This window comes from Lactobacillus delbrueckii subsp. delbrueckii DSM 20074 = JCM 1012 (assembly GCF_001433875.1).
In the GTDB taxonomy this organism is placed as follows: Bacteria; Bacillota; Bacilli; order Lactobacillales; family Lactobacillaceae; genus Lactobacillus; species Lactobacillus delbrueckii.
The window spans coordinates 1-12,765 of the sequence record NZ_AZCR01000045.1 but is presented as its reverse complement, the minus strand read 5'-3'; the positions used below and the strand labels follow the sequence as shown (position 1 = coordinate 12,765).

The following is a 12,765-nucleotide window of genomic DNA, read 5'->3' as shown; positions in this document are numbered from 1 at the left end:
GCAGTCAAAGGCGTTAGGACCGGTTGCCCCGTAAACGTAACGCTTGCCGACTTGCTTCTTGGCCAGGGAGACGACCTTGTTGCACTGGCTGGTCTTAGAAGCAGCTTGGACAGTGTTGTTTTGAGTGTTAACAGTATTTACGGCAACGAAACCGGCGAAGGCCAGGGATACGGCTGCGACTACTTTGGCTAATGACTTCTTGAACTTCAAAATGATTTACTTCCTTTTCTTAACTTGATGTTTAACATCTTACAAGAGAAATATTTCAATTCTGTTTCAAAAAGGTCACGCTTTTTTTACAATCTATGAAAAAAGCTTAATTTTGTAATTTTCTCACCAAATTGTCCAAGCTGGCATAGGTCGCTTGCAGGTCGTCATTGACTAGGACATGGGCGTATTTTGCCAAATCTTCCGGCAATTCGTTTAACTCGCTGCCGGCCAGCCGCTTCTTGATCTGGTCACTTGCATCACCCCGGTCAGCCATTCTTTGCGCCAAGGTATCCAGGCTGCAAGTCACATAAAGGAAGTAAACCTGGTCACCTAAAGCTTCCAGATAGGACCGGGCTCCCTTGATGTCCACGATCAAGCTGACCAGGTCGTTCTTGGCCCAGGCTCTTTCCAGCGCTTCTTTACTGGACCCGTACTGGTAGTCCCCGTATTTGACATGTTCAAAGAAGTGCAGCTGGGCAAAAGAATCATCGTCTTCAAAATAATAAGCTGACCCGCTTTCCCCAGGCCGCTTTGGCCGGGTGGTGTGGGTAATCACCCTGGGGATCTGGTAGCGGTCGGTCAGGTATTCAGATATAGTCGTCTTGCCCGCCCCGCTGGGACCGGCAATCAAGATAATTTTTTTAGCCAAAAAGGGATTCTCCTAACTTGAAAATTTTCGCTCTATACTATATCATAGCCTAGTTGAAATTTTAACCATTTGCGAATTAAGGAGATTGCCATGAAGAAAGCCGATGTTGAATTAGGTGCCGTCGTTAACGCCAAGTCAGAAGAAGAACTGAAGAAGCAGTTCCAAGGCACGGTGGAAAAGATCTATGAAAACTCCGCCCTCCTGGCTATCACTTCCTTTGACGACGTTGATGCTGCTGCCGTCAGCGACCTCAACTACAAGCTGGTCGTCAGCTTCAAGAACATGAAGCCGGCCCGGGCAGCCAAGAAGGCCAAGGCCCTCTCCACCAACAACGTGACCATCGAAAAGGTGGCCCCGACCATAAAGGCTGACGACAAGGATAAGGACAAGAAGGAAAAGAAGGCTCCGGCCAAGAAGAGCAAGTAAGAGAACTCCGCGGTTATCCCGCGGAGTTTTTTGTTAAAATAGTAGGGAAAGTGAGTTGACAACATGAAAGAAAAAACTAAAAGACTGCTCTACTGGTTTATCCTCTTCCAGCCCTTCCTGGATTTGGACTTCTTCTACCGGGGGAAGCTGGCCACCATCCTGCCCTTCACCATCCCGACCATCATCCGGATCGCCGGTGTCATCGTCTTGGTGGGCCTCCTTGTCTGGGGGCAAAAGCAGCTGCCTCCGGCCTGGCTCTGGGCCTACCTGGCCCTCTTGACCCTCTACGGGATCTTCCACCTCTGGCACATGCAGAACTTTAAGAGCCTCAGCCCGAACGATTACGGCTACTCGAATTTCGGGGAGATTTTTTACCTCTTCAGAATGCTCCTGCCCCTGGCCTTGATCTGGGTGACCAAGAAACTGGAAATCAGCCAGGACTTCTTATTAAAAGCCTTCGCCTGGGTCAGCGGCCTCTTCACCGGCACGATTGTCTTGAGCAACCTCTTCGTGGTCTCTTTGAAGTCCTACGAAACCGGGGTGATCTCCGGCAACATCTTCACCTGGTTCATGGGGCCGCTTTATGGCTACTCCCACAGCGCCTCCAAGGGTTTCTTCTACTTTACCAACACCTTGAGCGCCATCCTCTTGATGCTGGCCCCGGTCGTCTTCTGCCTGCTTCTTGAGCGCTTCTCCTGGCAGACCGGCCTTTTGGCCCTCAGCCAGACTTTGGCCATGCTGGAAGTCGGCACTAAGGTCGCCCTCTACGGCTTAGCCGGAACCCTGGCCGTCAGCTTGATTGCCTGGCTGGTCCACCTGCTTTTCTTAAAAAACGTCAAGTTCTCTAAAGGCGGCCTGGTCACCCTGTTGGCCTTAGCCGGGATCACCGGGGTCTGCTGGCAGGTCTCCCCGGCTGTCCAGCGATACAAGTACGAGATCTACTGGGCAAACAGCCACGACTCTAAGATCGACCAGGAAAACGCGCTCTTAAAAGCGGGCCTGGCCAAGTACAAGAATGACTCGGACAAGCTGAAGGAGTTTGAGAAGGACTTTTTGGCCAAATATTACCAGAAGTACGCCTTAAACAAGCGCTTCATTACCAAGTCCTATCCATATAAGTACGACCCGCAGTTCTGGATCGACCTGCTTAAAGAGCCGGCCAGCGTCCGTTTAGCCAACCGCAAGGTCGAAGAGGCCATGCTTAAGCAAGTGGTCAAGTATGACAATGATCCTTTGGACAAGTGGCTGGGGATCGGTTATATGCGGCAGACCAACATCTTTAACCTGGAGCGGGACTTCACGGCCCAGTACTACTCTCTGGGGCTAGTCGGCGCCTTCCTTTACCTGGCCTTTTACCCGGCCATCATCCTCTATGGGGCCTTTGAGTGGCTGAAGGAAAAAGCCTGCCGGACCTTTTACTTAACCAGCCTCTTGATCGCTAGCGCCTTGCTACTGGGGGCCAGCTACATGTCGGGCAATGTCCTGGACTTCCCGACCTCTAACCTGCTTTTAGCCTTCCTCGACGGCGGCCTCCTGGCTTACATCAAGGAAGAAAAAGGCAGAAGCAGAGGACTCCAAATCGTCAGATTTGAGAAAAAGTAAGAAAAAATCGTCTTCTTTAATTAGAAGGCGATTTTTACTTTGTTTTCAATTCTTACTTGCTTTCCTTATCAATAAAGGAACTGTCCGGCACCCGGATCAGGTAGAAGCGCTTGGCCTGGTGGCCAACATGGAGGCCGATCCCGTTAGCCGCGGTGTTCTTGTACTTGGCCGTGTAGATAGCCACGTAGGCCTGCTGGTAGCGGGAATCTTCCTTCTTCAGCTCCTTGCGGCTGAATGGCAGAGCCGAGGCCGTCACGTTGATCGGGTCCTTTTCATAAGAGACCGTAGCCAGGTAGCTGGGCACGGTATACTTTTTCCCCTTTAGGTAAAAAATATACTGCTGGCTCAAATCCCGGTTCTTGGTGGACTTGACCTGGACATAGTAGCTCTGGCTGGCTCTAGGCTGCAGGACCAGGGGCTTGTAGGTCACGGATGAAGTAATCCGGGAAGTATCCGTCAAGTTCAGGTCGTCAAAGAGGCTGACGGCTAAGAGCCAGCCGGCCAAAAGGCAGAAGCTGGCGACTTCCAGCAGGCTGATCAGGGAGTTACTCCATTCAAATTTATGCTGGCGCTGGATGATCATCTTCAGCCGCCGGCGCCGGATATTTTGCACGATAAAGACCAGGTAAACGATGGCTCCCACCCAGAGGGCCACCCCCAGTACGTTCCAGCTCCACATAATTATGCCTCTTTCTTCGTCTTGGCCTTGGCTTCTTTGGCAGCTTCCTTGGCGGCTGCTTCGCCTTCCTTGACCTGCTTGATCTTCTCGCTCATGGCGTCAGCCAGGCGGTCGGCTGCCCCTTCAACATCGGCTACTAATTCGTCGCCATCCATGAAGAGGTCGATCCGGAAGTGGGAAGCGTTCAGGTATTCGCTGGCCGTTTCAAAGTAGACCTTGACCGGCTGGGCTTCTTCTTCGTCAAAGAAGTTGATCAGCTTCTTGTAGTTGGCCAGGGGCAGGTTGATGATGTTGGTTTCCAGGGCAAAAGTGATAGGGTTCTTCCCTTCCAAAACCAGCTGGACCTGCATGAGCCGGTCTTTCTTCAAGGCCGTGGCCACTTCCTGGACCATGGTCAAGGCGTGTTCACGCAGCTTCTTCTTGCTCCGGGAGACTTCGGAATACTTGATGGTCTCCATGTCAGACAGGTAGGTCTGTTCTTCGATTGCTTTAGTTAAGTCTTTCAGGTTGATCTGCATTTTTTTGTCACCGTCCAATTATGTCTGTATCTACATTAGCTAAAAAAGTCCTCGGGTGCAAGCGAAAAAAAGAGCCGGCCAGGGGGGCCGGTTCTCATTAGGATTAATAGGAAATGTAGGTTGTCACCAGCACTCGACTGATTTATAACCTCCGGGGCGGCGATAACATGGGGAAAACACCGCCGCTCCGGGAAATAGAGCCTGCCGCGCGGCAAGTTCTCTATTACTCTGCTATTTTACCATGTAAGAGAAAATTCGGTCAAATTGTGTCATTTGACATAATTTAGCCAAGTGTCTGTTTTAACAGCCTTAATATCTAGACCAACCTTTTTCATGCAATGCTTGAGCATTACAAATGCTCCCTTGATCTATGTTAGGTCAGATCAAGCAAACTAGAGGACAACTTTACAGTCCGTCAACCGAAACCCTATACACAGGCACAAATATTACTCGTTTGCCAAGTGGCTCCTCAAATGAGAGGAGACCATTTGGCTGGATGCAACACAGCATCCACTATCCCGTTCGCAAATGAGACGTTCGGGAATACTTTTCTTACTATTTGCATTGCACCGTTGATGTCCGCATTGACCAACAAACCCTTGTTGGTTCTAAACATGCCGCGGTGAATGCGCCGATTGGCTGGGCTCAGCCCTTGCTTTTTCCTGCTCTTATTGCCATTGTTCCAGCATGGCTTTTCGCCGTCAAGAGCACTAGTCTGACTTGTATACGATTCATTTGTGCAGATAACCGTGATACCGACCATATTGGCCTTGTAGCGGATCATATTGATCATCTGCTGGTGAGGCAAGCCAACAAAGTTCTGATTGTTTTTCTTGCCCATATTTACTGACCGTTTCCATGTCTTGTTCTTGCCAATCACAATAGTATTTGCTCCACAGCTTAGCGCGTAATCTACTATGCGCTTGGATGCCTTGTGGGCAAATTGACGAATCTTGGCATTGCGCCAATCGGTTAGGCGCTGCATGGATTTGGTCTGGCCGTATACTGCCTTTGGGCCTTGCTTGGTATTGATGATGCTTTCGAGCTGGTGGTATTGAGCTTGAAGGCTCTTCAATTTCGCCATGCGCTTGTTGTAGTACTGATTTGCAGACTTGATTGCACGGCCATTAATGAGTAAGGCCTTATCGCCAGTATTTGAGACGCAGGCAAATGCATTATCTACACCTGGATCGATACCAATATAGCGTCCGTTGTCTGGCAGATATGGTTTCTGGTTTGCAGCTGGAGTGTAGGCTACTGTGAGTTTATAACCATTTGACAGTGGCTTAATTGCGATGCGATTGACCTTTTTTATGCCGTCTGCAAGCTTGATGCTAAGCCCCAAAGAATGAATAATCAGATACCGCGCTACGACATCTTTGCCATCAGCACTTTTCACTTCTTTGACTCTCGCGTTTTGCGGTGTCACGTAAAAAGTATGACGTCTGCTTTTCTTCAAGTAACGTGGAATTCTCGGCCTGCCGGTAAATTTCTGTGGTGCTATTTTGTAAGATTGCAAGGCACAGAACCAGGCCTTCCAAACCGCGGCTACTTCTTTAAGCGTCTGTTGAGCACATTGAACAGTGGGCATCTGACCATAAAGCATAAGCTCATTGGCATTTCTTTTATTTTTGAAGATCCTGTCCAAGCCCTCATAATAAATCGATCCTTTTCTCTTGAAAAGGGCTTGTCTGAGCTGATACAAAGCGGCGTTATAAATCTTATGAGCAATTTCTGCCGCACGGTCAAGCTCTGGAGTAGCCTTGATGTAATACTCACTGGCCAATTGGTCAATGAGTTCACTATTTCTCGGAATTGTCTTTTGTTTTTTCTTTCTTTTCGCTTGGACCATTTTCGTTTTACCTCCTTTCCTAATAATTCATCCACTGGCCTTAGTGTTACTTGTTCGAAAAGTAATATAGATCACTGACTGTCTTTAGATTATTTCTATGATTTTAAGTTCTTCTACATTCTCGTACCTCTAAGAATTATTATATCACGCCTCACCGAACTGGATACGAACAAAAGGTAAAGAATTGATTTATTCTGTCAAAAGCAACAGTATGGACTAATTTGACTCAAAATTCTCTAACTATATGCGATCTCAGTGAAAAAATCTTCGGCTATAGCTGAATTATTAGCCAGCTATTCTGGCCAGAAGAGATCGTTTAAGGTTTTGTCGAAAAGCGGAGAAATGTGTTAAACATATCGTATCAACAAGTTAATAGCGATTACATGCTAATTTCCCAGGATTTTACAACTCAATGTCTAAAAAGCCTACTATTACGGCCTTTTTCGAAGTTTAAGATAATATTTTTTGAGTTGTAACTTAAACTCAACGAAATCCTCTAAAAGGTTGATATATCAAGTAATAGAGTACTTTGAGTAGTAATTTATGGGAAATTAGCATTACATTTTATTTTACGGAAAGGTGATTGTCATGTTTGATTTGAAGGACTACGGACCTGATCCATGTGCTTTGGACTTAAAGCAGGCCGCCTTAGAGAATGAGAAGTATCGTGAAACTTTGTGGACGGGAGATCACTTCCAGGTAACCCTGATGTGCATCCCTGCTGGCGGCGGCGACATCGGGCTTGAGATCTACCACGACAACGACCAGTTCATCGATCTCGTCAGCGGGACTGGCCGAGTGCAGCTGGGTAAGGAGAAAGACAACTTGACCGTGGACAAGATCGTTCACGCTGGTGAAGCTGTCTTCATTCCAGACAACACTTGGCACAACGTGACCAATGCTGGTGACGAGCCAATGAAATGCTTCAGCCTGTACGCTCCGGTAAAGCACGCGCATGGCACGACCGAATCGACTAAGGACGACGCGATCGCCCAGGAAGGGCCGCTGGAAGGGTCAAATGAATAATCTCTCTAGCACGTGAATCTTTCACGTGCTTTTTTGCCGAAATAAAATCCTCCAAGTTATAGTATACGTAGCTATTATTAGACGCATAAAATAATATAAAAAAATAGTTTAAGAATATCATCCAAAGTGTTGCATTTACAAAATACTTGTAAAATATAGAATGAATACGGTAACATTAATGCTTTGTATTGGAGGATAAAAAATGAAGCATATTAAGTACCTAACATTTTTTGCATTGTCTATATTAGGCATTGCCGTTCTCAGCGGAAAGGCCTATGCTGCAACAGATGATGAAGTAACTACCTTGTACAACAAGGATTATCAAATTATCCAGGGAACATCTGGTTTTAATCCTAATTATTGTTCACGGATGGTGTGGCAAGCTTTCTACCATGGGTCTGGCAACAAAAATGTTATCCAAACTTCCACAGCTGGTTTAACTTACATTTTCCCAGGCGCACTTGTAAATACCTTTACCTCTAAGTATCGTCCATACAAAGTAGGTACCTATTAATAATTAGTGGAGGAAGAAAAAATGAAGGCAATCAAGCAGCTCTACCATGAGCACAAGATCATCACCCTAATTCTGACCTCGCCAATCTGGCTCTTTGTCCTCTTCTCCGTATTGTTTACGGCTAACGAGATCTACAAATCGACCCAAGAAGGCGTGGTAACTGAAGTTCTGAACAAGACTCTGCCCCAGCATGGCTACAGCGACATCTACTACTTGAATCAGGTCAAGGCTGACAGCCATTTTGGCATGGGGACCACCTATGTCAGCAGCTTCTCAACCAAGCGGACAGTTAAGCAGAACCAGGATCTCTTTGCAAAAGCTGGCAAGAAGATTGACAAGAGCGACGCCAACCTCCCTTATTACAAGGAAGTCACGGTCCGCCGAAGCGGCATGGGCTGGAAGGTCACCGTTTCTGATTCGATTGGGCAAGAGGAAAGCAATTATAGCGTGAAATGACAAAAAAGCCGCCAGAAGCGTACTTGCTTCTAGCGGCTTTCTTAACTCAAGGCACTTGCCAAACGGCAAATGTGACTCCTTCTCGTTCACATCAAGGGTGTGTCAGCATCGACGCTTCCCGCGTCTGGCCAAAGGCCTGATGCCCTCTATCTTAAAATACGCACCTTTGCGTTTTCCTCGACTCGTCGATATTAGATTATACGCTCTTTCCCAGGCCTTGTAAAGCTACTTTTTCAACTTCTCCCGCAGCTTGAGCCGCTTGATGTACTTGTTCCAAGCTTCCTGGAACAGGGTTGACAGCAAGAAGCCCAAAGCGATTGACACAGTAACGATAGCCACCCGCATCATCATCTGCTGGGCAGCAATATACTTGCCATCAATCAGCCGTCTGACCACCATATAAGTCGGCGCTCCCGGCACCAGCGGCACCAGGCCCGGTACGCTGAAAAGGGTGACGGGACACTTTTTCCACTTAGCCAAAACCACCGCGACCAAGCCCACGGCAAAGGCCCCCAGGGTGTTGGAAATCATCCGCCCGCCAGAAGCCTCCGTCACCAGCCAGTAGATCATCCAGCCCGCGCAACCGCAGATCCCGCTCCAGTGAATCACCCGGTGGGGAATATTCACCGTCAAGGCAAAGCCCACCGTGGCAATGTATGAAAAGACCAAGTTGATCAAGACGTCCCAGATGTTGAAACTAACCTGCATCCCCAGCATGACTAAGCTCCTAAAAATCTAATCACGATCCCGACGCCGCCGCCCAGGGCAATCGCCGTCATCGCCGCCTCACACATGCGCACGATCCCTGACACCCAGTCGCCCATAAACAAGTCTCTCAAGGCGTTGGTCAAGGCCAGGCCGGGCACCAGAGTCATCAAGGCCCCAGTCAAAATATTGTTTACATTGCAGGCCGGAAAAATCCCATTAATGATAATGGTGAGTAGCCCCATCTCCATGGCCGCGATCATTTCCGCCAGGAAGCGGATCTTGGTGTGGCCCTTAAGCCAGGAGTCCATCAAATAGCCGCTGGCCCCGATCAGCCCGGCAACCGGGAAGTCGATCCAGTCATAGACATCCAAAAAGAGAACCATCAAGGTGGCACTCAAGATCCCGGCCCCGATGACCTGCAGCCATAAAGGAAAAGTCGGGATGTTCTCCTCGATTTCCCGCAGCTTCTCTTCCAGCTCCTCCAGGTCAATCCGCTTGTCGGCGAATTCCCGGGAGAATTCATTGACCTGGTCGACCAGTTCCAGGTTGATGGCCCGCTTCTTTACGGTTTCCAGTTCCGTCACCGTGCTGCATTCCCCATCATCCAGGCTGACGAAGAGGCCGGTTGGCATGGCAAAAACATTGACCTCCTTGATGCCGGCGTTGACAGCGATCCGGCGCATGGTGTCCTCCACCCGGTACATTTCGCTACCGCCGGCCAGCATGAGGCGGCCAGCCTTCAAACAAGTATGAACGACTCTTTTCATGTACGCGTCTACGCTCATTTTTTCACCACGAGCCTGCCTAAAGGCAGCTAAATCAATTATTCATGGCTTCAATATCGACGACCTTGTCGACCCAGTCACCTCTGAAAAAGTCCCGTTCGTGACTGACGATGATGACCCCGCCCGGGAAGTTGACGATGGCCTTCCGCAGGCTGTCCTTAGTTTCATTGTCCAGGTGGTTGGTCGGTTCGTCAAGGAAAAGCAGGTTGGCCGGCTCAAACTGCATCTCAGCCAGCTTCACCTTCTCCTGCTCGCCCCCGGACAGTTCCTTAAGTGGACTCATGACCAATTGGGCGGTCAGCCCCATCCGGGCTAAAGCCTGCCGCAATTCCTTGGGCTTCTTCTGGTCAAATTCACTCTCTAAGTACTGCAGAGGCGTCATATTCTGGTTGGGCCAGGTCAAGTCCTGCTTGAAGTAGGCCAGCTTAGCCGTAGCCGACAGGTCAAAGCCCCCATAGATCGGCGGAATCTGCCCCAAGAGGGTCTTCAGCAGGGTGGTCTTGCCGATCCCGTTAAAACCGGTGATGGCGACCTTTTCCCCATTGCCAACGGAGAAGTTGAAGGCTTCCTTAACCAAAGCCTGGTCGTAGCCGATCACCAGGTCCTGCGTCTGCAAAAGCAAGTTAGAGGCCGTTTCCACGTATGGAAAGTCAAATTTGGCCTTCTTGCCGTTTTGCGGAAGGGTCAGAATTTCCATTCTGTCCAGCTGCTTTTGCCGGGACCGGGCACTTTTGGCCCGGGTGCCGGCTTTATTTTTTCTGATATAGGCTTCAGTCTTGGCGATCTGCCGCTGCTGGTTGGCATAGGCCTTCATATAAGTCTGCCGGTTGGCTTCCTTTTGCCGCATGGCTTGCTTTAATGTACCGGTATAGCGGGTGATGGTCCCGAAGTCAATGTCGATAATACAGTTGGTTATCCGGCCTAAAAAGTCGTAGTCGTGGCTGACAACGATAAAAGCGCCGGTAAAATCATTCAAGTAGTCGACCAGCCAGTCGATGTGGCCGACGTCTAAGTAGTTGGTTGGTTCGTCCAGGACCAGGACCTGGGGCTGCTCTAAGAGGAGCTTGGCCAGGATCAGCTTGGACCGCTGGCCCCCGGAAAGCTGGGAGACGTCCCGGTCAAAGCCCAGTTCGGCCAGGCCTAAGCCGCTGGCCACCCGGTCGATTTCTGTGTCCAGGTCGTAGAAGTTGTTTTCTTCCAGGTAGGTCTGCAAACGCCCGGCTTTAGTTAAAAGGGCCTCATCGCCGCTTTCGCTGTAATCGATGTAAAGCTGGTTCAACCGGGCTTCATCTTGGTAGAGCTGGTCAAAAGCAGTTTTTAAAAAGTCCCGCATGGTCAGACCGGGCGTCAGTTTGGCGTACTGGTCCAGGTAGCCGACGGAGAGCTTGTTTTGCCACTTGACTGACCCTTCATCGGGGAGGATTTCCCCGGTCAGGATTTTGATCAAGGTGGACTTGCCGACCCCGTTTTGGCCGGTGACCCCCATGTGGTCTTCCTTGTTTAAAACGAAATTGGCGTCTTCATAGAGGGTCTTTTCCCCAAAGCCCTGGGTCAAGCCGCTGACGGTCAGTAAACTCAAAATTTTTTCCTTTCTTACAGGTGAAAGTTTTCCGCCTGCTTGCGCTCATGGTCGTACTTCTGCAGGGTCTTGAGGATCCGCGGCCAGAGATAGCGCGGGGCGGTCAAGTGCAGGTGGTCGTCAGCCACCCGGAAGTAGCTGGGACTGAGCTTGGTTAATCCGGAGAGGAATTCCTCATCCAGGTGGTACTTGTCAGAGATCCGCTGGATTTCGGCAATCGCGTATTCGGTGTAAGACGAGCTCACGAAGACCAGGATGGCGCCGATGATGCCCCAGACCAGGGACTGGGTATTGGTTAAAGCGAAAGAGTGCCGGCAGATATAGAACATGGCGATGAAAGTCATTACGCCGGCAATCCCGCCGTAGATGTATGGATAATAGCGCTTTTTCACGAAAATTCCTCCTAATTCTATCAACTATCTTAACGTATTTTGCCCCCTGGATAGTAGGAAAATTATTGCTAAAAGGGAAAAAATACCACTAGCTAAGCTAGAGGCATGGTGTATCACTACCAAGAATCACTGCTTCTTGGCGTAATTGAGTTGGCTTCATAAATTGTGTAGTTGGTGATGGTCTCATTGCTGGAGAAGTCGACCCCGTTATAGGTCTCGTTCAGACTGTTCTGCCGGGTTTCCTGGTTGGTCAAAGTCTGCATGGACAGGCCCAGGCTCTTTCTCAGCTTGTTGGACCACTTCTGCAATTCTTCAGTTGACGCGATCTGGAAGCTGGTTCCGGAAATCGTCGCGTCGTGGCCCTGGATGTAGCCGCTGGAGATGTTGCTGGCCGCGCTTCTGTAGTTGATGGCCAGGCTGGTCATGTCGCCAAAAGTCAAATTGGTCTTGACGTACTTGGCAAAAACCTTGAGCAGCTTCTGGTAGTTGGCTAAACCGTTGACAGACAAGCCCTTCTTGACCACGGCCTGGATGATCTGCCGCTGCCGCAGCTGCCGGCCGTAGTCTCCCCGGGGGTCGTCATAGCGCATCCGGGCATAAGCGATGGCATGGCGGCCATCCAGGTGCTGCTTTCCCTTCTTAAAGTCACACCAGTCATAGCTGAAGCTGAACGGCACGTTGACGTCAACCCCGCCTAAAGCGTTGGCCAGGCTCTTCAAGGCCTTCATGTTAACTTCAACATAATAGTTGATCGGCACGTTGAGCATGGCCGAAACCGTCTTGACCGACCCGCTGCTGCCCCCAAACTGGTAGGCCGAATTGACCTTGAACATGTAGTAGCTAGTGCTGCTCGTTTCACCCAGAATTTCCGTCAAGGTATCCCGGGGAATCGAAGTCATGGTCGCCTTCTTGGTCGTTGGGTTGACGGTCACCAGAATGATGGTGTCCGAGTTCCCCTTGTCATGTCTCCCCTCAAGCCCCTGGTCGACCCCTAAAACCAGAATCGAGATCGGCTTCTTGGCCGCGATTCGGGCACTGGTCGCCGTGCTGCCGTTATTGCCGTTCATGCTCACCAAGGCTGAATGCAGGGAGAAGTAGGCATGCGCCCCCCAGGTTGCCGCGATCATGACGGCAAAGGTCACCAAGAGGCCAATGATGGTCGGCAAAGGGCGGCGGGACTTTTTCAAAAGGCCAGCCTGGACAAGGGTCACATTACGAAAAATTTTCTGTTGTCTTCTGCTGTGTTGCTCTTCCATGGACTAACCCCTTTAGTAATTTGCTATTATTTATTTTCCGCCGATTGTAAAATTAAACTGAACACTGTTCCGATCCAGTAAGAAAAATCGTTTTCACTGGATCAGAGCACAAA

Annotated in this window: 14 protein-coding genes and 1 pseudogene; 5 read left to right on the top strand and 10 right to left on the bottom strand. The window is 49.6% G+C overall.

The window, feature by feature from the left end; translation table 11 throughout:
- Both FD23_RS06440 and FD23_RS06435 read right to left on the bottom strand, forming a co-directional pair.
- Nucleotides 1-210: pseudogene (locus FD23_RS06440) on the bottom strand (C40 family peptidase); the annotation flags it as partial.
- Nucleotides 211-316: 106 nt separating this feature from the next.
- Nucleotides 317-859, bottom strand: coding sequence for a guanylate kinase (locus FD23_RS06435; RefSeq protein WP_052933791.1), 543 nt, complete (start codon nucleotides 857-859; stop codon nucleotides 317-319).
- 90 nt (nucleotides 860-949) lie between these two features.
- Between FD23_RS06435 and FD23_RS06430 the strand changes: the two genes are divergently transcribed.
- Complete coding sequence (locus tag FD23_RS06430) at nucleotides 950-1,285, top strand: DUF2187 domain-containing protein (RefSeq protein WP_003621162.1); 336 nt, start codon at nucleotides 950-952, stop codon at nucleotides 1,283-1,285.
- 63 nt (nucleotides 1,286-1,348) lie between these two features.
- Nucleotides 1,349-2,887, top strand: coding sequence for an O-antigen ligase family protein (locus tag FD23_RS06425; RefSeq protein WP_052933792.1), 1,539 nt, complete (start codon nucleotides 1,349-1,351; stop codon nucleotides 2,885-2,887).
- A gap of 52 nt (nucleotides 2,888-2,939) precedes the next feature.
- On the opposite strand, the gene FD23_RS06420 is transcribed toward FD23_RS06425, so the two are convergent.
- From FD23_RS06420 to FD23_RS06410, 3 genes are all read right to left on the bottom strand, one after another.
- A complete protein-coding gene (locus FD23_RS06420) occupies nucleotides 2,940-3,566 on the bottom strand; it encodes an LVIS_2131 family protein (protein ID WP_025896354.1) in 627 nt (208 codons plus the stop codon).
- Between the two features lie 2 nt (nucleotides 3,567-3,568).
- Nucleotides 3,569-4,084, bottom strand: coding sequence for a hypothetical protein (locus FD23_RS06415; RefSeq protein WP_002879488.1), 516 nt, complete (start codon nucleotides 4,082-4,084; stop codon nucleotides 3,569-3,571).
- A gap of 469 nt (nucleotides 4,085-4,553) precedes the next feature.
- The gene (locus FD23_RS06410; protein WP_035161514.1) at nucleotides 4,554-5,936 is read right to left on the bottom strand and encodes an RNA-guided endonuclease InsQ/TnpB family protein; all 1,383 of its coding nucleotides are present in this window, start codon (nucleotides 5,934-5,936) and stop codon (nucleotides 4,554-4,556) included.
- Between the two features lie 588 nt (nucleotides 5,937-6,524).
- Between FD23_RS06410 and FD23_RS06405 the strand changes: the two genes are divergently transcribed.
- The 3 genes from FD23_RS06405 (at nucleotide 6,525) to FD23_RS06395 (ending at nucleotide 7,932) form a co-directional block, all read left to right on the top strand.
- The gene (locus FD23_RS06405; RefSeq protein ID WP_003613197.1) at nucleotides 6,525-6,962 is read left to right on the top strand and encodes a cupin domain-containing protein; all 438 of its coding nucleotides are present in this window, start codon (nucleotides 6,525-6,527) and stop codon (nucleotides 6,960-6,962) included.
- Nucleotides 6,963-7,164: 202 nt separating this feature from the next.
- The gene (locus tag FD23_RS06400; RefSeq protein ID WP_025896319.1) at nucleotides 7,165-7,476 is read left to right on the top strand and encodes a hypothetical protein; all 312 of its coding nucleotides are present in this window, start codon (nucleotides 7,165-7,167) and stop codon (nucleotides 7,474-7,476) included.
- A gap of 21 nt (nucleotides 7,477-7,497) precedes the next feature.
- Nucleotides 7,498-7,932 carry a hypothetical protein gene (locus FD23_RS06395; protein ID WP_196332323.1) on the top strand — a complete coding sequence of 145 codons (435 nt, stop codon included), beginning with the start codon at nucleotides 7,498-7,500 and terminating at the stop codon, nucleotides 7,930-7,932.
- 225 nt (nucleotides 7,933-8,157) lie between these two features.
- Here FD23_RS06395 and FD23_RS06390 read toward each other — a convergent pair whose 3' ends face one another.
- The 5 genes from FD23_RS06390 to FD23_RS06370 all read right to left on the bottom strand — a co-directional run bounded on the left by FD23_RS06390 (nucleotide 8,158) and on the right by FD23_RS06370 (nucleotide 12,652).
- Nucleotides 8,158-8,649 (bottom strand): threonine/serine exporter family protein, encoded by a 492-nt coding sequence (locus FD23_RS06390; RefSeq protein WP_025896317.1) that lies wholly within the window; start codon nucleotides 8,647-8,649, stop codon nucleotides 8,158-8,160.
- A 2-nt stretch (nucleotides 8,650-8,651) separates the two neighbouring features.
- Nucleotides 8,652-9,407, bottom strand: coding sequence for a threonine/serine exporter family protein (locus tag FD23_RS06385; protein WP_003613245.1), 756 nt, complete (start codon nucleotides 9,405-9,407; stop codon nucleotides 8,652-8,654).
- Between the two features lie 52 nt (nucleotides 9,408-9,459).
- On the bottom strand, nucleotides 9,460-11,004 hold the full coding sequence (locus tag FD23_RS06380) for an ABC-F family ATP-binding cassette domain-containing protein (protein ID WP_025896316.1): 1,545 nt from the start codon (nucleotides 11,002-11,004) through the stop codon (nucleotides 9,460-9,462).
- Nucleotides 11,005-11,018: 14 nt separating this feature from the next.
- The gene (locus FD23_RS06375) at nucleotides 11,019-11,396 is read right to left on the bottom strand and encodes a hypothetical protein (RefSeq protein WP_002879494.1); all 378 of its coding nucleotides are present in this window, start codon (nucleotides 11,394-11,396) and stop codon (nucleotides 11,019-11,021) included.
- A gap of 116 nt (nucleotides 11,397-11,512) precedes the next feature.
- Nucleotides 11,513-12,652, bottom strand: a complete 1,140-nt coding sequence (locus tag FD23_RS06370; protein ID WP_025896313.1) for an LCP family glycopolymer transferase — start codon at nucleotides 12,650-12,652, stop codon at nucleotides 11,513-11,515.
- Nucleotides 12,653-12,765: the final 113 nt, after the last annotated feature.